Genomic DNA, 20,424 nt, shown 5'->3' with positions numbered 1-20,424 from the left:
TCCTACGCCACGCGCGGCGGATGACAATCAACCATAGCGGCCGCAGCGCGCGGTGCCCGATCCGGTCTTGCTTACCGTGCACACCGCATTCGGGCCCAGATCGGCATTGCCCGATCCGGTCAGGCCGACCTTGGCCCGGCCATTGACCCGGAGCATCACCTGTCCCGAACCGGTGACGCCGACCTCCGCCTGTCTGGTTTGCAGGTCCGCGCCGCGCAGATCGCCCGAGCCCGCGACGCCCGCCTTCACCGCATCGGCCATGCCCGTCGCACGGATCGCGCCGGAGCCCGTAATTCCCAGATCGGCCTTGCCGACCCGCATCGCGGCGATGACCAGATCGCCCGAACCCGCGACGCCCGCCTTGAAACTGGCCCCTTCGACCCGGTCGATCGTCATGCGCCCCGATCCGTCGACCGCCGCCCCGGCCAGACGCGGCAGCGTGACCAGCACCCGGACACCGGTGCGCCGGCCCCACTGGATGCCCTTCTTCACGCCGATCACCAAGGTGTCCCCGTCGCGCGCGACTCGCAGCTGGTCGAGTTCGGCCGCCGGCCCTTCGGCGCGGACCGAGAAATCGCGGCCCACGCGGATATCGACCGGGTCGCTGCCGCGTGCAGCGACGCTGGTGAAGTCGCGCACGACATAACGGCGCGCAGCCCCGGTCCCTTGCGCGGGCACATCCTGCCCGCGCGCCGCACTCTCGAACGAACAGGCCGCCATCGGCAACGCGCCGATGGCGAGCATCAGGGGAAGGGCGACGGACTTCTGCATGGACGGCCTCCTGTGTATTGCCAAAATAATACACAGGGTCATGGCGTCCGTGCAAATGAAAAGGGCGGCCCGATCGGGACCGCCCTTTTCGCTTCGGCGAAAACCGTCGGCGTCAGGCCGCAGGCTTTTCCTTGTTGTAGATGGCGGCGGCGGCGCGCAGGATTTCCAGGATCTTTTCCTGGGCGCGCGGCTCATCCACCTCTTCCATCGCGGCGAGTTCGCGGGCGAGGCGGCTGGTGGCCGCTTCGAAGATCTGCCGCTCGGAATAGCTCTGCTCGGGCTGGTCGTCGGCACGGAACAGGTCGCGGACCACCTCGGCGATCGACACCAGGTCGCCCGAGTTGATCTTCGCTTCATATTCCTGCGCGCGGCGCGACCACATGGTGCGCTTCACCTTGGGCTTGCCCTTCAGCGTTTCCATCGCCTCGCGCATGGTCTTGTCCGAGGACAGCTTGCGCATGCCGACCGACTCGGCCTTGTTCGTGGGCACGCGGAGCGTCATCCGCTCCTTTTCGAAGCGCAGTACGTAAAGTTCGAGCTGCATCCCTGCGATTTCCTGCTTTTGCAACTCGATGACGCGGCCCACGCCATGCTTGGGATACACGACATAGTCACCGACGTCGAAGTGGAGCGCCTTGGCAGCCATTGGGGGCCTTTCCGGATCAGGGCCTTCGCGCGAGCGCCGAACGAGCGGAATGGAGTCCACTGATCAAGTCGGCCTCGGGAAGGAAGGGTCGAACACATCAAAGGCGGGCAGTCGCGAAAACAGCTACGCCCGTCGCGAAACCCTATAGCATGGTCGCAACAAAATTACCAGCATCTCCAATCGCGGCCCTCGGAGCGAGCCGTCGTCGTTCCGGACGCGCCAGCCCCTCAGTCGCCCCTCAGTCGCCTTTGCCCGGCTCCGGGCTGAAGAACTGCTCATACTTGTTCTCGACGCCCTTCATCGCGTCGGCGTCGGGCGGAGTCTGGTCCAGCTTGCGCGTCACATTGGGCCATTGGGCGGAGAAGGTGTTGTTCAGTTCCAGCCATTGTTCCAGCCCGCTTTCGGTGTCGGGCAGGATCGCCTCGGCCGGGCATTCGGGCTCGCACACACCGCAATCGATGCATTCGGACGGATTGATGACGAGCATATTCTCGCCCTCATAGAAGCAGTCGACAGGACACACCTCGACACAATCCATATACTTGCAGCGAATGCAGGCATCGGTGACGACGTAGGCCATGACAACTCCCAAGGTACGAACGCGTGCTGCTATGCCGCGTATGGCGATCCGTCAACGTCCGAAACGGGGGAAGTGACCAGATCGCAGTAACAGGCGCGTCCCTCGGCGGGCGGGCCGCGCCGCGCGGGCAGCGACTCGACGCGCAACACCCGGACATTGCCCTGATGCGCGAACGTCAGGATGCTGCCCACCCGCACCGGTGCATGGGCGCGATCGATCGCGCGGCCGTCCATGCGGAAATGCCCGTCGGACGCCATCGCCTGCGCCGTCCCGCGCGACTTGGCGAGCCGCGCCCACCAGAGGAAACGGTCGAGCCGCATCGATTCAGGGGCCGGGGCGCGGGTGGTCATGGGCGAGAGCGGTCCTTTGTGAAGCAGGAAATCACAGACACGTCACCACCCCGGCGCAGGCCGGGGCCCACTGGCGATGAGCATGGTAACGCACCATCGGATCGTCCCGAATCCATACGCCGGCCTGCGCCGGGGTGGTAAAGCCGGTGGCGATCACGGCGTCCGCCCCCAATCGGCGAGCGCGGCGAAGGCGTTGCCGGGACGCGCCTCGACCCGCGGGGCGGGGCGGGCGGGGGGACGACCGCGCCAGATCCAGCGCACCGGCTCGCCATCGCCCGCGCGGACCCGGCGAAAACCCAGATCGCCCATCAGCCGGTCGAGCGTCGCGGGGTCCAGCCCGATCGAGGTGGCGAGCGCGGCGTCGGGCGTGAACGGCCCGCGCCCCACGCGCGCGTCATGCGCCGCGCGCGCAATGCGTTCGACCAGATCGATCCGCACCGCCTGCTCCCCCAGCGGACGGAAGCCGGAGGCGACGGTCCGCCCCGGTTCGTCACGCCGCAACGTGGTCGCCCCCGCCCGCGCCAGTTCGGGACTCTGGCCCCAAAGCGTCATCAGCGTACGCCGCCATGCCGCCGCGCCGGGCTTGAGCAGGCGCGGATCGAAGATGTCGAGCGTGCCGATGGTGATGCCGAGCCCGCGCAGCCGCCGCCGCTCCTCGGGCGACAGCGCGTCGATCATCAGCCGGAGCGGCTGGCGCGGCACGATCCCGCCCGCATCCTCCAGCGCGGCGGCGACGGCGCGCAACGCGGGCGACGCCCTGGCCTCGCGGGCCAGCGCCGCCAGCCGAACGAGCGCGGGAACCTGCCGGTCGAGCGCGCGCGCCACCCAATCATCCAGCCGCGCCTTTACCCGCTCACGCATCGTCGGCGCCAGGCAGTCGAGATCGCGTTCCAGCCGCACCACCGGCCGCCCCAGCGACGGCCCGGCGACCAGCTTCGCCACACCATGCCCTTCCCAGACCAGCCGATCCTCATCGAGCGCGATCGCCTCCGGCCCGGCGGCGATCAATGTCTCGGCACGGCGCGCGCGTTCGGTGCCCAGCCGCTTTTCGGCCGCCGCGAGCAGCAGACGCTTATCATTCGCCCGCGCATTCGCCTCGACGGTGAAGCGAAACCCGTCCAGCCGCCCGATCGGATGATCCTCGACCAGCACCGCGCCGTCCGGCCCGATGGTGACGGGCAAGGCCCCCGCATCCGCGCCGATCCGGCGGATGAGCGCGGTCGTCCGCTTGTCGACGAAACGCTGGGTCAGGCTGGCGTGCAGCCCGTCGGACAGCCGCTCCTCGATCTCACGCGTCCGCCCCGCCCAGTGCGCGGGGTCGGCCAGCCAGTCGGCGCGCTGCGCGATATAGGCCCAGCTACGAATCGCGGAGAGGCGGCCCGCCAGCGTCTCGACATCGCCCGCCATCGTATCCAGCCGCGCGATCTCGTCGGCGAACCATTGGTGCGGCACATGGCCCAAACCTTCGGACAGATGGCCGAACACGCGCGCGACGAAGCGGGCATGGGGGTCGATACCGACCTTGCGGAAATCGGGAATGCCGCACGCCGCCCAGAGACGCGCGACCATGGCGGGCCGCCGCACCCGGTCGCGCACCCAGGGTTCGTCGGCCAGCCGCTTCAGCACCTGCAGATCGGTGGCGAGCGGCGCGGCGCGCAACACGCCGGGCTCGGGCTTGCGTTCGAGGCTGGCGATCAGCGCATCGATGCTCGACAGGTCGGGCTTGCCGTCGCGCCAATAGAGATGGTCGAGCCGGGGAAAGCGATGCTCTTCGATCGCCAGCACCTCTTCGGGCAGAAAGGAATCCGGCCCCTCCTCGCTCAGTGCGCCGAAGGTGCCGTCGCGGTGGTGCCGCCCCGCGCGTCCCGCGATCTGCGCCATCTCGGCGACGGTCAGGCGACGACGGCGGCGTCCGTCAAACTTGTGCAGCCCGGCAAAGGCGACATGCGCGACATCCATGTTCAGGCCCATGCCGATCGCGTCGGTGGCGACCAGATAATCGACCTCGCCCGCCTGGAACAATTCGACCTGCGCATTGCGGGTGCGCGGCGACAGCGCGCCCATGACCACCGCCGCGCCGCCGCGCAGACGACGCAGCATCTCGGCCACCGCATAGACTTCCTCCGCCGAGAAGGCGACGATGGCGGACCGCTTGGGCAGGCGGCTGATCTTCTTCGCGCCGGCATAGGAGAGCGTCGAGAAACGCGGCCGCGCGACGACCTCCGCCTCGGGCACCAGCGCGCGGATCATCGGTTTCAGCGCCTCGGAGCCGAGGATCATCGTCTCGTCGCGGCCGCGCGCATGCAGCAACCGATCGGTAAAGACATGACCGCGCTCGGGATCGGCGCCCAGCTGCGCCTCGTCCAGCGCGACGAAGGCCACGTCGCGGTCGGGCATGGATTCGGCCGTGCACAGGAACCAACGTGCACCGGGCGGCACGATCTTTTCCTCGCCGGTCACCAGCGCGACCGTGTCCGCGCCCTTCAGCGCGACGACCCGGTCATAGACCTCGCGCGCGAGCAGGCGGAGCGGAAAGCCGATGATGCCGCTGCTATGGGCGCACATCCGTTCGATCGCGAGATGCGTCTTGCCGGTGTTGGTCGGCCCCAAAACGGCCGTCACGGCACCCGATACGCGGCTGGTCATGGCCCCTACATCGGGCTTCGCGCAGCCGGTTGCAACGTCATGCAGCACGCCGCGCGTTCGACCATGGTGTCCGGCCCGATGCGACCACGTCTGGTCGCGCCGGGCGGCATGGCGGTTTGACTTTGCCGGCAACGGCTTTCACCCACGATGCGGTGCGCCGGGGGGAATTCGGCGACGCTGCCACCGCCTGATATTCCGCCCAAAGATACGGACGCATCGCCCCGACATGTTCCTGGCTTCCGACGATATTTCGCAAGTTGCGGGCGGTGCCGCCGCGCGCCGGCTGCCCCGGACCATGGCACCGGTGCCGACCGGCCGGATCGACCGGCTTCGCCGTGCCGCACATGCCATCGACTGGGTGCCCGATCTGGGCGCGCGGATCGGCAGCCGCGACTGGTGGCGCGGCCTGGCCACCTGCACCGCGCTGTGCGCGGCCACGATCGCGCTGGCGCCCGGGCTGCCCCGGCCGATCCCGGCGGCCGCGCCTGCGCCACTGGCGGGCAGCGCCCTCGAACATGACCGGGACCAGGCCATCGCGCCGCTGGCGCTGGGGGCGGGTACCGGACGGCATGTCGCCGCCAACGAAATGGTGAGCCACCTCGCCGAGGCGCCCGAACGCCCCGAAATGGAATTGTCCGCGACGGTCGGGTCGGATGACCGGCTGGCGCGGGTGCTGCAACGCGCCGGGGTGGCGCGCGATCAGGCGCGGCAGGCCGCCGATCTGGTCGCGCAGGCGACCGATGGCGCGGCGATCGCGTCGGGCACGCGCGTCATGCTGACGCTGGGGCGGCGACCCAGCCGCGCGGTGGCGCGTCCGCTCGAACAGATGAAAATGCGCGCGCGCTTCGACCTCGCGGTGACGCTGCATCGCACGCCGCGCGGCCTGACCCTGACCCGCCAGCCGATCGCGGTCGATCGCACCCCGTTGCGCCTGCAGGGACTGGTCGGCAAAAGCCTGTACCGGTCCGCGCGTGCGGCCGGAGCCCCCGCCAGGGTGGTGGAGGCCTATATCAAGGCGCTCGCCTCACGTGTGGCGGTCGGGCGCGAAGTGCACGCAGCGGACAGTTTCGACCTCATCATCGAACGCGAGCGCGCCTCCACGGGCGAGACGCGGCTGGGCAAGCTGCTCTTCGCCGGACTGAACCGTGGCGCGCGCACCGTGCAACTGGCGCGGCTGGCCGATGATGACGGCGGCCAATGGTATGACGTGAACGGCCAGAGCGAACGGCGCGGCGCGATGGGAATGCCCGTCGCGGGCCACGTCACCTCATCCTATGGCCGGCGGATGCACCCGGTGCTGGGCTTCATGCGGATGCACAAGGGGCTGGACATCGGTGCCCCCTATGGCGCGCCGATCCATGCGATCATGGACGGCATCGTCCAGTTTGCGGGCCGGTCGGGCGGCTATGGCAATTTCGTCAAGCTGGCGCATGGTGGCGGGGTGGTCAGCGGCTATGGCCATATGAGCCGCTTCGTCGTGCGTTCGGGCACCCATGTCCGACAGGGGCAGGTGATCGGCTATATCGGCTCGACCGGGCTGTCGACCGGCCCGCACCTGCACTGGGAAGTGTGGAAGAACGGCGTGACCGTCAATCCCCAGAGCCTTAAACTGTCGAGCGTCGCGGTCCTGTCGGGCGCGAAGCTGCGCAGTTTCCGCCATGAGGTCCAGGCGCTGCTGGCGGTGAGGCCCGGGGCGTAGGCGCTACCGCCCCGCCGAGCGCCAGCGCGCGACCGTCTCGGCCAGCGCCTCCGCGCCGCGCGGCGCAGCATCGGCCCAGAGCGCGGTGATCCGCATGTCGCCGGAAGCGGGACGCTTTTCCTCCTCCAGATTGTCGAGACTGGCGCGCATCGGGAAGCTCACGCCTTCGCCGCACAGGATCGCCTCGCGATTGCGCAAGGCCGAGATGGTGTCGAGCAGCCCGCGCCCGCCCTCGGGCATGGCGGTCCGCACCATCGCCTGATCGCGCTCGTTGTTCAGCCGCATCGCGATGACGGTGCCGCATTGCGACAACACCCCTTCGGCCAGGTCGGACGGCCGCTGCGTCACCAGCCCCAGCGAGACGCCATATTTGCGTCCCTCCTTGGCGATGCGCGACAGGATGCGGCCGACAGCGCATCCCTGTTCGGTCCGCGCCGGGATATAGCGATGCGCCTCTTCACAGACCATCAGCACCGGGCGGCGCTCCTCGGGCCGCGTCCAGATGGCATGGTCGAAGATCATGCGCGCCAGCACCGCCACCACGACGCTGGTCACGTCGGACGGCAGGCCGGACACGTCGATGATCGAAATCGGCCGCCCCTCGCCCGGCATGCGCAGGATGCGCCCCAGGAACGATGCCATGGTGTCGGCGACCAGCATCCCGGAGAACATGAAGGCGTAGCGCGGATCGCCCTTCATCTCCTCGACCTTGGCGCGGATGCGCAGATAGGGGCCGGTATCGCCGGCCCGCTCCAGCTTGCTCATCTCCTGGGTCAGCAGGCTGGTCAGGTCGGACAGCAGATAGGGGATGGGCGTATCGACGGTGACGCGCGCCATGTCCTGCGCCGCGCGGCTGCGCATCCGGGCGGCGAGCAGGCAACGGGCCAGCACATCGGCATCGGCGGCGCGCGCATCGCCGCTGCCCGACAGGAGCAGTTCGCAATGCTCGTCGAAATTCATCAGCCAATAGGGCATCCGCAAATTGGCCGCGTCATGGATCGCCCCGGTCTCGCGAAAGGCGGCGGCATATTCGCCGTGCGGATCGATCATCACGATATGGCCGCGCGGTGCGACCTCGCAGATGCGGTGGAGGATCATCGCGGTCGCGGTCGACTTGCCGGTGCCGGTCGATCCGACCAGAGCGAAGTGCCGCCCCAGCAGCGCATCGATCGACAGCGTGGCGGGAATGGTGCGCGCCGGATGGACCGAGCCGATCCGGATCGTGGTCGTGTGGCGCTGGTCATGGATCCCGGCCAGTTCGTCTGCCGTCACCGCATGGATGGTGGCACCGGGCATCGGATAGCAGGTCACGCCGCGCCGAAAGCCGCGAAGCCCGCCATCCTCCTGGCGCATCCCCTCGCCGACCAGATCGATCTCGGTCGTGATCGCGGCGGCATCGCTCGACGGATCGAAGGAGAGACTGCGGATGGTGCCGACGATCCAGCGATCGCGGTGGCGGATCTTGACCGGCATCGCCACCTGCCCCGCCGCGGCCAGCACGGGATCGGCATGATCCGACAGCACGCCCAGCGCCTCGCGGTCCAACACGATGCGCGCCGTCGCGCCGCCAACCCCCAGCAGCCAGCCGATGACGGGGTCATCGGCCGGATCGGTCAGGATGGACGTCGCGGACGGCGCGATGGCACGCAAGGAAGACATACAGACGAACCGTTCAAACCAGATGGGAGCATTGGGCGGGGTAGGCCGTGAACGTTAACAAGGCGTATCGATCGTCAGACGCGACGCGCGATCCATCCCGCGGCCCATCCCAGCAGGACGGAAAGCGCCACCGCGGTCAGGCCATAGGGGATGGCCGCGCGATCGGCGGCGCGCGCGACGAACCGCTCAAAGCCCGATTTGCGGATGTCGATGTCGCGCACCGCCGCCGCCAGTACGCGGCCGTCGCGGATCAGGAAGGTCTCGGCAGTAAAGCGGCCCACCGGCACGCGCGCCGGTATTCGGACGCGGGCACGGTACAACACGTCGTCGGTGATCTCGACCGCGCGCGGTGCCTCGACATACAATCCCGCGCGGCGGCGCTGGTCGACCAGCCCGGCCTGGAACCGCGCCTGCACGTCGGACGGCGCATTGGAGGCGGGGGAGAGTTGCAGGCTGTCAAGCCCCAGTTCGTAGATGGCGCGCGTCCGGTCGTCGACGATCCGTTCGATCGGCCGTGACGAGGCGATGGCGTAGAAGGACGGTGCCGAGCGATAGCGCAGCCGCCCGGCATTGACCCACAGCCCGGCGATCTTCTCCTTCTCGCGGATCAGGATCGACTGGGTGGGGCCCTTCACCACCACCACGATATCGGTCGGCCGGTCGCCGCCGGGCGGGCGGCCACCGGGATAGAGGATCGCGCCGAACAGCAGCAGTTCCGCGCCGGTGAAGCTGTAGACGATCTGGATGTCACGCTGCGACACGTCGGGGACGAGGATCGGCTTGTCTTGCGCCATCAGCGCCGGGGCCATGAGCAGGGGCGACCCGAGCGCCAGCAGGACGCCCGCGATCCTCACGACAGTTCAACCGTGAAGATTTCCTCCGGCCGCCAGACCAGCCCCAGCAGGATGCGCAGGCCGACGAGCAGCACGATGATCGCCAGCCCGAGCCGCAGATATTCGGGCTTCACCCGCGACGCGAACTTCGCACCCAGCTGCGCCCCCGTGACCGACCCGATCAGCAGCAGCCCGGCCAGCACGATATCCACCGCCTTCGTCGTGGTCGCATGGACCATCGTCGCCGAGGCGGTGACGAACAGGGTCTGGAACAGCGAGGTGCCGAGGACGACATTGGTCGCCATGCCGATCAGATAGATCATGGCGGGCACCAGGATGAACCCGCCGCCCACCCCCAGCAGGATGGTCAGGATGCCGGTGAAGACACCGAGCAGCAGCGGGGCCAGCGGCGATATATACAGCCCGGAGGCATAGAATCGGGTGCGGAAGGGCAGCGCCGCCACCATCGGATGATGCCGCCGCCGCGCCGCCCGCTGGCTCACCCCGCGCCGCTCCGCCAGGAGCGCGCTCGTCGCCTCGCGCGCCATCATCGATCCGATCCAGCCCAGCATGACGACGTATATGATCGCGATGACCGTATCGATCTGGCCGCTCGCCTGGAGCAGGCGGAATATCCATGCGCCCGCGAACGAGCCGACGATGCCGCCCGCGACCAGCACGCCGCCCATCTTCAGGTCCACGCCGCCGCGCCGCCAATGCGCGAACACCCCCGACACGCTCGCGCCCGTCACCTGGCTGGCGGCGGAGGCCGCGGCGACGGTCGGCGGGATGCCGTAGACGATCAGGAGCGGCGTGGTCAGGAAGCCGCCGCCGACCCCCAGCATCCCCGACAACAGGCCCACGCCCGCCCCCAGCGCGATGATGACAAGCGCGTTGACCGACAGGTTGGCGATCGGAAGATACAGGTCCACGGCCACGTTATAGCCGCCCGTATCGCCCGGACCAGTCCGATCGCCGGGGAAAATCGGTGGATGGAGGCGCCACCCCCAAAAATCCCCGGCCAGCGAACCATCGCTAGAAATCGCTGGCCAGGGAGAGGGTCGGTCCCGACCCCGGCGCGGCGTGCCCCGCCACGCGCTGCCGCCATTCCAGGGACAGGCGCATGGCCGCGCCCGGCAGCGGCAGGGCGGCGCCCAGCATCGGACCGATATCGACCCGCGCCACCCCGCGCTGCGCGCCGCCCCACAGGCCGAGCCCCATGTCCAGCCCTTCGGCGACATCGCGCGTCATCCGCATCGCGCCATCGGCAAAGGGCTCGATCCGGTCGCGCGCGACCATCCCCGCCTGTGCATAACCGGTCAGCGAAAGCCCCGCCGCCAGCCGCCGTGGCCCGATCCCGCCGACCGCCAGCACCGCCGGACCGCCCTGCCCCCGGTCGAGCGCGATCCGCTGTTCGATCAGCAGACGGACCGGCAGGCGGGACGAGGGTCGCCAATCGACGCCCAGCGCCATCTCGCGCCCGATCCCCTCCCACGGCGCGGACACTCGCAGGCTCGCGGCGAGCGCGCCCCGCCGGTCGAGCCGCCGCAGCACCCCCACACCAAATTGCGATCCGCCCAATTGCCCACCGGGCAACAACGCCCCCGCCCCCTGGCGCAGGATCGCCCAGCCGCTGCCGCTCCAGCGGGGCGCGATATCGGTGCGGGATGCATCGCCGATCATGGCGATCCCGGGAGTCGATCGACATGCCAATGCTGGCCCCGACATGCCTCCTCCATAGGGGGACGGGGACCATGCGGTGCATGGTGACACGGTATCCCTGATCACCCGCGACCCTGTCACCTCGGCCCGGGGCTCCCCTCGGACAGGCCTTCGGCCTGCCACCTTCTCTTGCCGCGGAGCAATGGGGGGCGTGTCACGCGCGCTTGGCGGTGAGGGACGGCGCGGGACCAACGGCGCGGCATCGCGCAGGCCGGGGCGGTTGGCGCGCGAAAGACCGCCCCCCACCGGCAATCCGGGGCGTCGCCGGAGTGGATGGGAAGAAGGGGTTCGCTCCTCCGGCCGTTTCGCCACGATCTCCCCCGCCCCCGGCGGCATCAGGACCATCACGCGCGACAATGCCCATAATGCGACGATCCCGCCCAGGAATTGCAGGGGCCGTCCGCTCATGCGTCGGCCGACAGGTCGGGGAAATGATGCCGTGTCTTGTCCCACACCGCCGGTCGGCCGCGCAGCACCCAGATATAGCGGAACAGCGCGCGCGGCGCAGCGGCGAGGGTCACGAAATTGCCGATCACGAAGCGCGGCAGCGACCACAGGGCCTCGCGCCAGCCATAGGCGCGGCCGGTGAAGACCATCCGTACCACCAGCCGCCACCAGAGCAGCATCGCATTGATCGCGAACAGCGACCGCAGCCATGGGTCGAGCGGCATCGGCGTCCCATCCACGACCAGCTGGCCGCCCATCGCCCCCGCCTCGGCGAACAACCCCAGATACGCCGCCGCCAGCACCAGCATGGCCAGCGGCGCGCGCCGGTCCCGCAACCGCCACCAATGGTCGCCCAGCGCCCAGGGCCGCGCCCATCCGGTGCGGTCCCACCCGATCAGCGCGATGCCGGTCATCCACCGCGCCTTCTGGCGGACGGCGGCGACCAGATCGGCGGGAAAAAAGGCGCGCACCGCGACGACCCCACCCGGCGTCCCGTCCGCCACCCGCGCGAACAGCCCCTCCCCGCCCAGTTCGGCGATGCGCAGTCCCAGTTCATAATCCTCGGTCAGGCTGGTCGCGTCGAACGGATCGCCGCCGCGCGTCGCCGCGATCGCCGCCAGCATCGACGGCGCGATGGCGCAGCCGGTCCCGGCCAGCGGCAGGCCCGCGCCGATCCAGGTCCGCACGACCAATTGTTTCTGATGACTCTCGGCAAATTCGTCGGCGTAGTGGCCCGACACCAGCCGCGAGCCCGGCACGACCAGCGGCAGGACCGGCAGTTGGACCACCGCCCGCCCCTCGATCAGCGTGTCGAACACGGCGAGCTCGGCGGGATGCACCACATCCTCGGCGTCGTGGAGGATGATCGCCTTGGGATGGAAACCCTCCTCGCGGCTGTCACGTTGCATGGCGTGCCACAGGGTGTTGAGACAGTCCGCCTTCGTGGTCGGTCCCGCGTTGCCGCCGATGACCAGCCGGATCCGCTCATCCTGTTCCGCCACGCGCGCCGCAACGGCGATGGTGGCGGGATCATTGGGATATAATCCGACATAGAGGCGGTAATCGGGATGCGTGATCCGCTGTAGCGCGGTGGCCAGCATCGCGCCGATCACCTCCGCCTCGTCCCAGGCGGGAACGAAAAGGATGATCCGCCCGCCCCCGGCCGGCGCGGGGAGCCCATCGACCGGGGGCAGCCCATCCTGTCGTCGCATCGCCCGCCGGACGAGATACAGCAGGTCGACCAGCAGGTCGTCGGCACCGCCGATCAACAGTCCCGCCGCCGCGAACAGCAGCAGTTCGCGCGCGACGCCCTCCATCGCCCCGATGATCGCGTCCATCCGGCCGTCCCCCCTCGCCGATCGCGGCACTGTTTCCGACCGAAGAAGCGCTTTCAATCGTTTTTCGCACGCAGGCGCGGCACGGCCACCCGCCCCGGATCGGGAGCGATCGGGATAATCGGGACAATTCAAGGCCCAGCCGGCACATGCGCGGTTGCGATCCGTGCTGCGTCGCAACATATAGCAACGGAAAGGACTGTTTCTTGGCCAGGCAATTTCCCCCCGGCATCGTCCATGCCGCGCTGGCGATGGGCGGTTTCGCGATCGGCACCACCGAATTCGCGGCGATGAGCCTGGAACCCGATCTCGCGCGCGGGCTGGCCATCGACGCCCCAACCGCCGGGCATGTCATCAGCGCCTATGCCGCCGGTGTCGTGGTGGGCGCGCCGATCCTGGCCGTGCTGTCGGCGCGGATGGCGCGGCGCACGCTGTTGATCGGGTTGATGATCCTGTTCGCCCTCGGCAACGGCCTGTCGGCGCTCGCCCCCGATTATCACTGGATGCTCGCTTTCCGCTTTCTCAGCGGGCTGCCGCACGGGGCTTATTTCGGCATCGCCGCGCTGGTCGCCGCCTCGCTGGTGCCGGAGGCGAAACGCACCGTCGCGGTCGGGCGGATCATGCTGGGCCTGACCCTGGCGACGGTGATCGGCGTGCCGCTGGCGCAAATGCTGGGCCAGTGGCTCAATTGGCGCTGGGTGTTCGGCGTGGTCGCCATGCTGGCGCTCGTCACCGCGCTGCTGGTGTCGATCGCCGCGCCACGGGATCGTCCCGATCACGGCGCGACCATCCGACGCGAGCTCGCCGCGCTGGGCAAGCCGCAGGTCTGGCTGACGCTGGCGATCGGTGCGATCGGCTTTGGCGGGATGTTCGCCGTCTATACCTATCTCGCCGCGACCCTGACCGCGGTGACCGGCGCGTCACAGGCGATGATCCCGCTGGTGCTGGGTGTGTTCGGGCTGGGCATGACGATGGGCAATATCGTGGTGCCGCGCTTCGCCGACCGCGCACTGATGCCGACCGCCGGGGGGCTGCTGCTCTGGTCGGCGGCGATGCTGGCGCTCTACCCGCTGGCGGCGGGCAATATCTGGCTGGTGATGATCGACGTCTTCGCCATCGGGCTGGGCGGCGCGCTCGGCACCGTGCTCCAGACGCGGCTGATGGATGTCGCGGGCGAGGGCCAGGGACTGGCCGCCGCGCTCAACCACTCGGCGTTCAACACCGCCAACGCCATCGGTCCCTGGGCCGGCGGCCTGGCCATCGCCCATGGTCTGGGCTGGACCTCGACCGGCTATGTCGGCAGCGGGCTGGCGCTGGGCGGGTTCCTGGTGTGGATCATCGCAATGCGCACCGCGCGCGGGACGCTCGATACGACGGTCGACCGCCGCCAGCGCGCGGCCGCCTCGCACTGAAGGCTCAGGCGCCTTCGGCCTTGAGCGGGCGGGCAAGCAGCGTGCCGATCACGTCAGCCACCGCCGCGCCGTCGAGCAACCGGCACACCGCGTCGCAGACGGGCATGTCGACGCCCGCCTCCGCCGCCGCCTGACGCAGCACGGGGGCGGTGAACGCCCCTTCCGCCACGGTCCGCCGGTCGGCGAGCAGCGCGGTCGCGGAGCGTCCCTGCCCCAGCCCGACGCCGAGCGAGAAGTTGCGCGAGGCGGTCGACGAACAGGTCAGCACCAGATCGCCCAGCCCCGACAGCCCGGCCAGCGTCTCCGCGCGTCCGCCCCGGGCAAGGCCGAACCGCGTCATCTCGGCAAAGCCCCGCGCGATCAGTGCGGCGCGCGCATTCTGGCCCAGCCCCGCCCCCTCCACGACGCCGCAGCCGATGGCGAGGACATTCTTGATCGCCCCGCCAATCTCCGCACCGGTCACGTCGTCGGTGGCATAGGGCCGGAAATGCGGCGCCGCGATCCGGCGCGACAAGGCGGTGCGCAGGCCCGCCTCCTCGCACGCCAGGGTCACGGCGGTGGGCAGCCCGGCCGCTACCTCATGCGCGAAAGTGGGGCCGGACAGGACCGCGATCGGCGCATCGGGATGAAGCGCGCGCGCCACCTCGCCCATCAGCCGCCGCGAGCCCGCCTCGATCCCCTTGGAACACAGGACCAGCGGGGTGCCCTCCACCGGCATGGTCGCCAGCACCGCGCCCACCGCCTGCGCCGGGGTGACGACCAGCAGCGCGTCCAGATCGGCCATGGCGGCGGGATCGCTCACCGCCTCGATCGTCGGGGCGAGCGTGATGCCGGGCAGATAGAGCGGATTGGCATGGTCGCTGTTGATCGCCTCGGCCACTGCCGGGTCGCGCGCCCATATCCGCACATGCTGCCCGCCATGCGCCGCGACCTGCGCCAGCGCGGTGCCCCAGGCGCCCGCGCCGATGACCCCGATCCTCATGCCTTCACCCCCGCGCCGCGCACCGCCTCCGCCGCCGGATCGAGCGGCCAGCGCGCCCGCGCCGGGCTGTCGAGCGGATCGGTCAGCCCCTCACGGAACCGCTCGACCCCGGCCCAGGCGATCATCGCGGCATTGTCGGTGCACAGCCAGAGCGGCGGTGCGACGAAGCGCAGGCCATGCTGCGCCGCGAGCGTCTCCAGCGCCTCCCGGATGACGCCGTTCGCCGCGACCCCGCCCGCCACGACCAGCGCGGTGACCGGCGGTACGGCGGCGAGCGCGCGGGTGGTGCGATCGATCAGGCAGTCGACCACCGCCTGCTGGAACGATGCCGCAATATCCTCCGGCCGGTGATGCCCGACCGCGCGCGCCACCGCGCTCTTCAGCCCGGCGAACGAGAAATGCGGCTCGGCCGCGCCCTTCAACGGACGCGGCAGCGGTACGGCGAAGGGATCGCCCTCCCGCGCCGCCGCCTCGACGCGCGGGCCCCCGGGATAGCCGAGGCCCAGCAGCTTGGCGGTCTTGTCGAACGCCTCGCCCGCCGCGTCGTCGATCGTCGTCGCCATCCGGCGATAGTGCCCGACGCCCTCGACCAGCAGCAATTGGCAATGGCCGCCCGACACGAGCAGCAACAGATAGGGATAGGCCAGTTCGCGGTCCGACAGACGCGGCGACAGCGCATGGCCCTCCAGATGGTTGACCGCGATCAGCGGCTTGCCCGCCGCGTGCGCAAGGGCCTTGCCGGTGACCAGCCCGACCATCACCCCGCCGATCAACCCCGGCCCGGCGGTCGCGGCGATGGCATCGACATCGGCCAGCGTGACGCCGGCATCGGCAAAGGCCGCGGCGACCAGCGGCTCCATTGCCTCGACATGCGCGCGCGCCGCGATTTCGGGAACGACGCCGCCGAACGGGGCATGCGCCGCCTCCTGCCCCGCCAGCCGGTGCGCCAGCACCCGCCCGTCATCGGTGACAAGCGCGGCGGCGGTCTCGTCGCACGAGGATTCCAGTCCCAGGATCAGCATGGCTCCTCCATACCCCTTCGCATAGCGGTTGTCGAAGGGGGGCGTTTTGCGGCAAAGGCCTGCGCCATGGTTCGTTTCCGGCTCGGTACGCGCGGTTCGCCGCTGGCCCTCACCCAGGCGCATATGGTGCGCGCGGCGCTCGCGGCGGCGCATGACTGGGATGAGGAGGCGATCGCGATCGTCCCCATCAAGACGACCGGCGACCGGGTGCAGGACCGCGCGCTGGCCGAGATCGGCGGCAAGGCGCTGTGGACCAAGGAACTGGACCGGGCGCTGTTCGAGGGCGAGATCGACGCCTCGGTCCACTCGATGAAGGATGTGGAGACCGTGCGCCCCGACTGGCTGCGCATCGCCGCGATGCTGCCGCGCGCGGATGTCCGCGACCGGCTGATCGGGGTGTCCTCCATCGCCGAATTGCGCCCCGGCGCAGTGGTCGGCACCAGCAGCCCGCGCCGCCGCGCGCAATTGCTGTCGCATCGCCCCGACCTGACCATCACGCTACTGCGCGGCAATGTCGACACGCGGCTGGCCAGGGTGGCCAGCGGCGAAATGGACGCCACGCTGCTCGCCGCTGCCGGGCTCGACCGCCTGGGGCGCGAGGTCGGCCATGCGGTGCCGACCGACCAGATGCTGCCCGCCCCCGCGCAAGGGGCGGTGGGGATCGAAACACGCGCCGACAATGCCGCCGCGATCATGCTGCTCGGGGCGATCAACCATGCCGAGACCCATGGCTGCGTCATGGCCGAGCGGGCGCTGCTCGCCGCGCTGGACGCCGATTGCCACAGCCCGGTCGCGGCGCTGGCCTCGATGGCGGGCGAGATGTTGACGCTGCGCGCCGAATTGCTGGCGGAAGATGGCTCGGCGCGGGTTTCGGGCTGGATCGAAGGCGGCCTCGACGAAGAACTGGGTGCGCGACTGGCGATCGACCTGCTCGATCGCGCGCCACCATCGGTCCGGCACCTGTTCGCGGGCGGTTGACCGCGATGACGATCGTCGTGATCCGGCCGCAACCGGGCAATGACGCGACGATCGCCGCGCTGCGCGCCCAAGGCCTGCCGGCGCGCGCGCTGCCCTTTTTCGAAACGCGGCCGGTGGCCTGGACTCCGCCCGATCCCGCCATGGTCGACGCCCTGCTGTTCACGAGCGCGCAGGGGGTGATGCTGGCCGGGCCGGGGCTGGCAAAGCTCGCGGATCGGCCGGCCGTCGCTGTCGGCCCCGCCACGGCCGCCGCTGCCCGCTCCATCGGACTGTCGGTGGTGCTGGAAGGCAAACGCGATGCCGCCGCAGTGGTCGCGGCGGCGCGCGCGATCGGCCTGGCCCGGCTGCTCCATCTGGCGGGGCGCGACCGGGTGGCGACGGGCGCGATGGAGCGCATCGTCTATGCGGCCGATCCCCTACCCGTGACGCCGGATGCGATTCACGACCTGCGCGATTGCACCGTGCTTCTCCATTCCGCGCGCGCGGCGCGTCATCTGGCGCAATCGGTCGACGATCACGCTGTTCCACGTGCAACGATCGCGCTGGTCGCCATCAGCGCGAAGACGGCCGAGGCCGCCGGTCCTGGCTGGCGCAGCATCGTGACGGCGGACGCGCCGCGCGACGACGCAATGGTTGCGGCGGCGCGGACGTTGACCCGGACAGCCGCCACGGGGATAAGCGGCGGATGAACGACTTCGCGCCATTCGATCGACCGCCGCCGCGCGGCCCCCGTACGGGCACGATGATCGCGCTGATCCTGTTCGCTTTCGCGGCGGGATTGGCGCTGATGGCATATGGGGTTCACCGCTGGTCCTGGTTCGGCGGCGGTGCCGCGACGACGCAGCATGTCGGCGCGGCCAAGCCCGGCACGACGCCCGATGGCACCACCAATGACACGCCGCGCACCAACCCCGCCGCCGATCCGGCCGCGCTGGCCTCGCGCGAAGCCGCCCTGGCCGCGCAACTGGCCACGCTGGAAGCGCGCGCCGCCGCCATCGCCACCGATTCCGCCGCGGCGGGCGTGCAGGCGAGCCGCGCGGAATCGATCCTGGTCGCGGCCGCCGCGCGCCGCGCGGTCGATCGCGGGCAGCCGCTGGGCTATCTGGAAGAGCAGCTCCGCCTCCGCTTCGGGGCCAGCGAACCACACGCCGTCGCGGCGCTGGTCCTGGCCGCGCGTCAGCCGGTCACGCTGGAAATGCTGCGTCAAGGGCTCGACACGCTCGGCCCCAAGCTGGTGGTCAACGAGGCCCATGGCTGGTGGGAAGGGTTGCGGCAGGAATTGCGTCGCCTGATCGTCATCCGCGAGGCGACGGCGCCGACGTCCGATCCGGTCGACCGGCTGGCCGGTGCGCGTCAGCTGCTCGGCGACGGACAGGTGGATGCCGCGCGCGCCGAAGTGGAACGGCTGCCCGGTGCCGCCTCGGCCAAGTCCTGGCTGAATAACGCGCATCGTTACGCGCTGGCCCGCCGCGCGCTCGACCTGATCGAGAATGCCGCGCTGACGGCCCCAGTGACGCCACCCGCGTCGATCGTCACCAGCCCTCAGGCGGTGACCGCCCCGGCCCCGTCACGCAATGACGACGACGACGCGGCGGACACGCCCACCACACCGGTGACCGCCGCCCCTTCGGTCTGAGGCGTCGCCCCCTCAATCGGGGGCCCATTATTCCCCGCCCCGGATAGGGGCCGTCGCGTCCGGGAGCGGCGGTCAGTCCGTCTCAGGACCGGCTCATCGCGTCGCGCCGGGACGCTGCTCGCCCCGGCGCGACATTGGGTCAGCGCAGGTCCAGCATCACGACCGACTTGGCCGGGATCTGCACGGTCAACAGGCCGCCCGACAGGCCGGCACCGTTGAACGGCTGCGGCGCGACCTGGTTCGGCGCGTCGAAACTATTATGCGCATCCATCGTCGTGCCCGTCAGGATACGGCCCGACACCTGCGTCGCGGTCAGCCCATCCAGCTTGATGGTGACGGTCGCCCCCTGGTTGGGATCGACATTGGTCAGCCCGACATGGACCACGCCCGCCTTGTCCCGAACGGCCGAGGCGCTGACCGCCTTCATCACCCACTGGTCCTTGCTGTACCAGCGCGACTGGACATCGACCGGCAGGACGGTGGCGTCCTGATAGTCCTTGTACATGTCGAACACCCAGTAAGTGGGCGTCTTCACCATGCGCGCGCCGTCGACCAGGATCATCGCCTGAAGCACGTTGATCATCTGCGCGATGTTCGCGCCGCGCACCCGATCGGCATGGCGGGCAAAGATGTCGAGGTTCAGGCTGGTGACCATCGCGTCGCGCAGGCTGTTCTGCTGATAGAGAAAACCGGGATTGGTGCCCGGTTCGACATCATACCAGGTGCCCCATTCGTCGACGAGCAGCGCGACCCGCTTCTTGGGGTCGTATTTGTCCATGATCGCCGAGTGACGGATGAGCAGTTCCTCCATCTTCAGCGTCTTGGACAGGGTCCGCGCCCAGGCTTCCTCGTCAAAGCCGGTCGCCGCGCCCTTTTTCTCCCAGGTGCCGGGTACGGTGTAATAATGGACGCCGATGCCGTCGAACGCGCTGGACGCATCGCGCATCATCACTTCGGTCCAGTTGTAATCGTCGCCATTCGCGCCGCTCGCGATCTTCATCAGCTTTTCGCCGGCGGGAACCTTCAGGAAGGTCGAATAGCGCCGGGTCACGTCCGCCGCATATTCGGGCCGCATATTGCCGCCGCATCCCCATAGCTCGTTGCCGATCCCGAACATCGCCAGCTTCCACGGCTTGTCCCGGCCGTTGGCGCGGCGTTCCTCGGCATAGGTCGATTTGGCGGGGAAGGTCATATACTCGACCCACTCGGCCATTTCCGACGGAGCCGACGAACCGACATTGCCCGAGACATAGGCTTCCGCGCCGACCAGTTCGGTGTAGTTCATGAACTCGTTGGTGCCGAAGCTGTTATTCTCGGTCACGCCGCCCCAGTTGGTGTTGACCTTGGTCAGCCGCTTCGCCTGCGGACCCACACCCTCACGCCAGTGATATTCGTCGGCGAAGCATCCGCCCGGCCAGCGAATGATGGGCACCCGGATCGCGCGCAGCGCGTCGATCACGTCGCGGCGATAACCGTTGATGTTGGGGATATTGCTGCCCTTGCCCACCCAGATGCCGGGATAGATGCCGGTGCCCAGATGCTCGGCGAACTGGCCGAACATGTGGCGGTTGTACACGGGGCCGGGACGGTCGCCATGCACCTCCACCTGCTCGCCGCTCGCCGCGGGCGCGCCCTGCGCGCTCACGCCGCCGGCGAACAGCGCCGCGGCGGCCGCCGCGATCAGAAACTTCGTTGCCCTTTTCATGG

18 protein-coding genes are annotated in these 20,424 nt (G+C 69.7%); 5 read left to right on the top strand and 13 right to left on the bottom strand.

The genetic code is table 11. The features are described 5' to 3' along the window. Positions 1-27: 27 nt before the first annotated feature. The 5 genes from RN629_RS15205 to RN629_RS15185 all read right to left on the bottom strand — a co-directional run bounded on the left by RN629_RS15205 (position 28) and on the right by RN629_RS15185 (position 4,993). Entirely contained in the window at positions 28-771 is a 744-nt protein-coding gene (locus RN629_RS15205) for a head GIN domain-containing protein (RefSeq protein WP_407035985.1), read from the bottom strand. 112 nt (positions 772-883) lie between these two features. After that, complete coding sequence (locus RN629_RS15200; protein ID WP_042486954.1) at positions 884-1,417, bottom strand: CarD family transcriptional regulator; 534 nt, start codon at positions 1,415-1,417, stop codon at positions 884-886. A gap of 238 nt (positions 1,418-1,655) precedes the next feature. Then, positions 1,656-1,997, bottom strand: coding sequence for a ferredoxin FdxA (fdxA, locus tag RN629_RS15195; RefSeq protein ID WP_407035984.1), 342 nt, complete (start codon positions 1,995-1,997; stop codon positions 1,656-1,658). 29 nt (positions 1,998-2,026) lie between these two features. After that, positions 2,027-2,347 carry a S4 domain-containing protein gene (locus tag RN629_RS15190; RefSeq protein WP_407035983.1) on the bottom strand — a complete coding sequence of 107 codons (321 nt, stop codon included), beginning with the start codon at positions 2,345-2,347 and terminating at the stop codon, positions 2,027-2,029. A 153-nt stretch (positions 2,348-2,500) separates the two neighbouring features. Next, a complete protein-coding gene (locus tag RN629_RS15185) occupies positions 2,501-4,993 on the bottom strand; it encodes a helicase-related protein (protein WP_407035982.1) in 2,493 nt (830 codons plus the stop codon). 226 nt (positions 4,994-5,219) lie between these two features. Between RN629_RS15185 and RN629_RS15180 the strand changes: the two genes are divergently transcribed. Then, complete coding sequence (locus tag RN629_RS15180; RefSeq protein ID WP_407035981.1) at positions 5,220-6,692, top strand: M23 family metallopeptidase; 1,473 nt, start codon at positions 5,220-5,222, stop codon at positions 6,690-6,692. A 3-nt stretch (positions 6,693-6,695) separates the two neighbouring features. On the opposite strand, the gene RN629_RS15175 is transcribed toward RN629_RS15180, so the two are convergent. The 5 genes from RN629_RS15175 to RN629_RS15155 all read right to left on the bottom strand — a co-directional run bounded on the left by RN629_RS15175 (position 6,696) and on the right by RN629_RS15155 (position 12,690). Continuing rightward, entirely contained in the window at positions 6,696-8,351 is a 1,656-nt protein-coding gene (locus RN629_RS15175) for an ATP-binding protein (protein WP_407035980.1), read from the bottom strand. A gap of 74 nt (positions 8,352-8,425) precedes the next feature. Then, positions 8,426-9,145 (bottom strand): TIGR02186 family protein, encoded by a 720-nt coding sequence (locus RN629_RS15170; RefSeq protein ID WP_407035998.1) that lies wholly within the window; start codon positions 9,143-9,145, stop codon positions 8,426-8,428. A 56-nt stretch (positions 9,146-9,201) separates the two neighbouring features. After that, a complete protein-coding gene (locus tag RN629_RS15165; protein WP_407035997.1) occupies positions 9,202-10,116 on the bottom strand; it encodes a sulfite exporter TauE/SafE family protein in 915 nt (304 codons plus the stop codon). A gap of 103 nt (positions 10,117-10,219) precedes the next feature. After that, positions 10,220-10,867: a hypothetical protein gene (locus RN629_RS15160; protein WP_407035979.1), complete on the bottom strand. Its 648-nt coding sequence runs from the start codon at positions 10,865-10,867 to the stop codon at positions 10,220-10,222. A gap of 443 nt (positions 10,868-11,310) precedes the next feature. After that, a complete protein-coding gene (locus RN629_RS15155) occupies positions 11,311-12,690 on the bottom strand; it encodes a glycosyl transferase family protein (RefSeq protein WP_407035978.1) in 1,380 nt (459 codons plus the stop codon). Between the two features lie 248 nt (positions 12,691-12,938). Here RN629_RS15155 and RN629_RS15150 point away from each other — a divergent pair, with 248 nt between their 5' ends. Continuing rightward, complete coding sequence (locus tag RN629_RS15150) at positions 12,939-14,099, top strand: MFS transporter (RefSeq protein WP_407035996.1); 1,161 nt, start codon at positions 12,939-12,941, stop codon at positions 14,097-14,099. A 4-nt stretch (positions 14,100-14,103) separates the two neighbouring features. Here the strand turns inward: RN629_RS15150 and RN629_RS15145 are convergent, their stop codons facing one another. Beyond that, positions 14,104-15,081: an NAD(P)H-dependent glycerol-3-phosphate dehydrogenase gene (locus RN629_RS15145; RefSeq protein WP_407035977.1), complete on the bottom strand. Its 978-nt coding sequence runs from the start codon at positions 15,079-15,081 to the stop codon at positions 14,104-14,106. Beyond that, entirely contained in the window at positions 15,078-16,103 is a 1,026-nt protein-coding gene (gene tsaD / locus RN629_RS15140; RefSeq protein WP_407035976.1) for a tRNA (adenosine(37)-N6)-threonylcarbamoyltransferase complex transferase subunit TsaD, read from the bottom strand. Before tsaD ends, RN629_RS15145 begins: the two co-directional genes overlap by 4 nt. 66 nt (positions 16,104-16,169) lie before the next feature. Here tsaD and hemC point away from each other — a divergent pair, with 66 nt between their 5' ends. Genes hemC through RN629_RS15125 form a run of 3 tightly spaced genes read left to right on the top strand, consistent with a single transcriptional unit; the run spans position 16,170 to position 18,717 of the window. Further along, on the top strand, positions 16,170-17,081 hold the full coding sequence (gene hemC / locus RN629_RS15135; protein WP_407035975.1) for a hydroxymethylbilane synthase: 912 nt from the start codon (positions 16,170-16,172) through the stop codon (positions 17,079-17,081). Positions 17,082-17,086: 5 nt separating this feature from the next. Continuing rightward, positions 17,087-17,770, top strand: a complete 684-nt coding sequence (locus RN629_RS15130; RefSeq protein WP_407035974.1) for a uroporphyrinogen-III synthase — start codon at positions 17,087-17,089, stop codon at positions 17,768-17,770. Next, complete coding sequence (locus tag RN629_RS15125; protein ID WP_407035973.1) at positions 17,767-18,717, top strand: hypothetical protein; 951 nt, start codon at positions 17,767-17,769, stop codon at positions 18,715-18,717. Before RN629_RS15130 ends, RN629_RS15125 begins: the two co-directional genes overlap by 4 nt. A gap of 139 nt (positions 18,718-18,856) precedes the next feature. On the opposite strand, the gene RN629_RS15120 is transcribed toward RN629_RS15125, so the two are convergent. Then, complete coding sequence (locus tag RN629_RS15120) at positions 18,857-20,422, bottom strand: alpha-N-arabinofuranosidase (protein ID WP_407035972.1); 1,566 nt, start codon at positions 20,420-20,422, stop codon at positions 18,857-18,859. Between the last annotated feature and the right edge of the window lie 2 nt (positions 20,423-20,424).

The sequence above is a fragment of the Facivitalis istanbulensis genome (assembly GCF_040560405.1).
GTDB lineage: Bacteria > Pseudomonadota > Alphaproteobacteria > Sphingomonadales > Sphingomonadaceae > Sphingomonas > Sphingomonas istanbulensis.
This window is presented reverse-complemented; position numbering and strand designations above follow the sequence as displayed.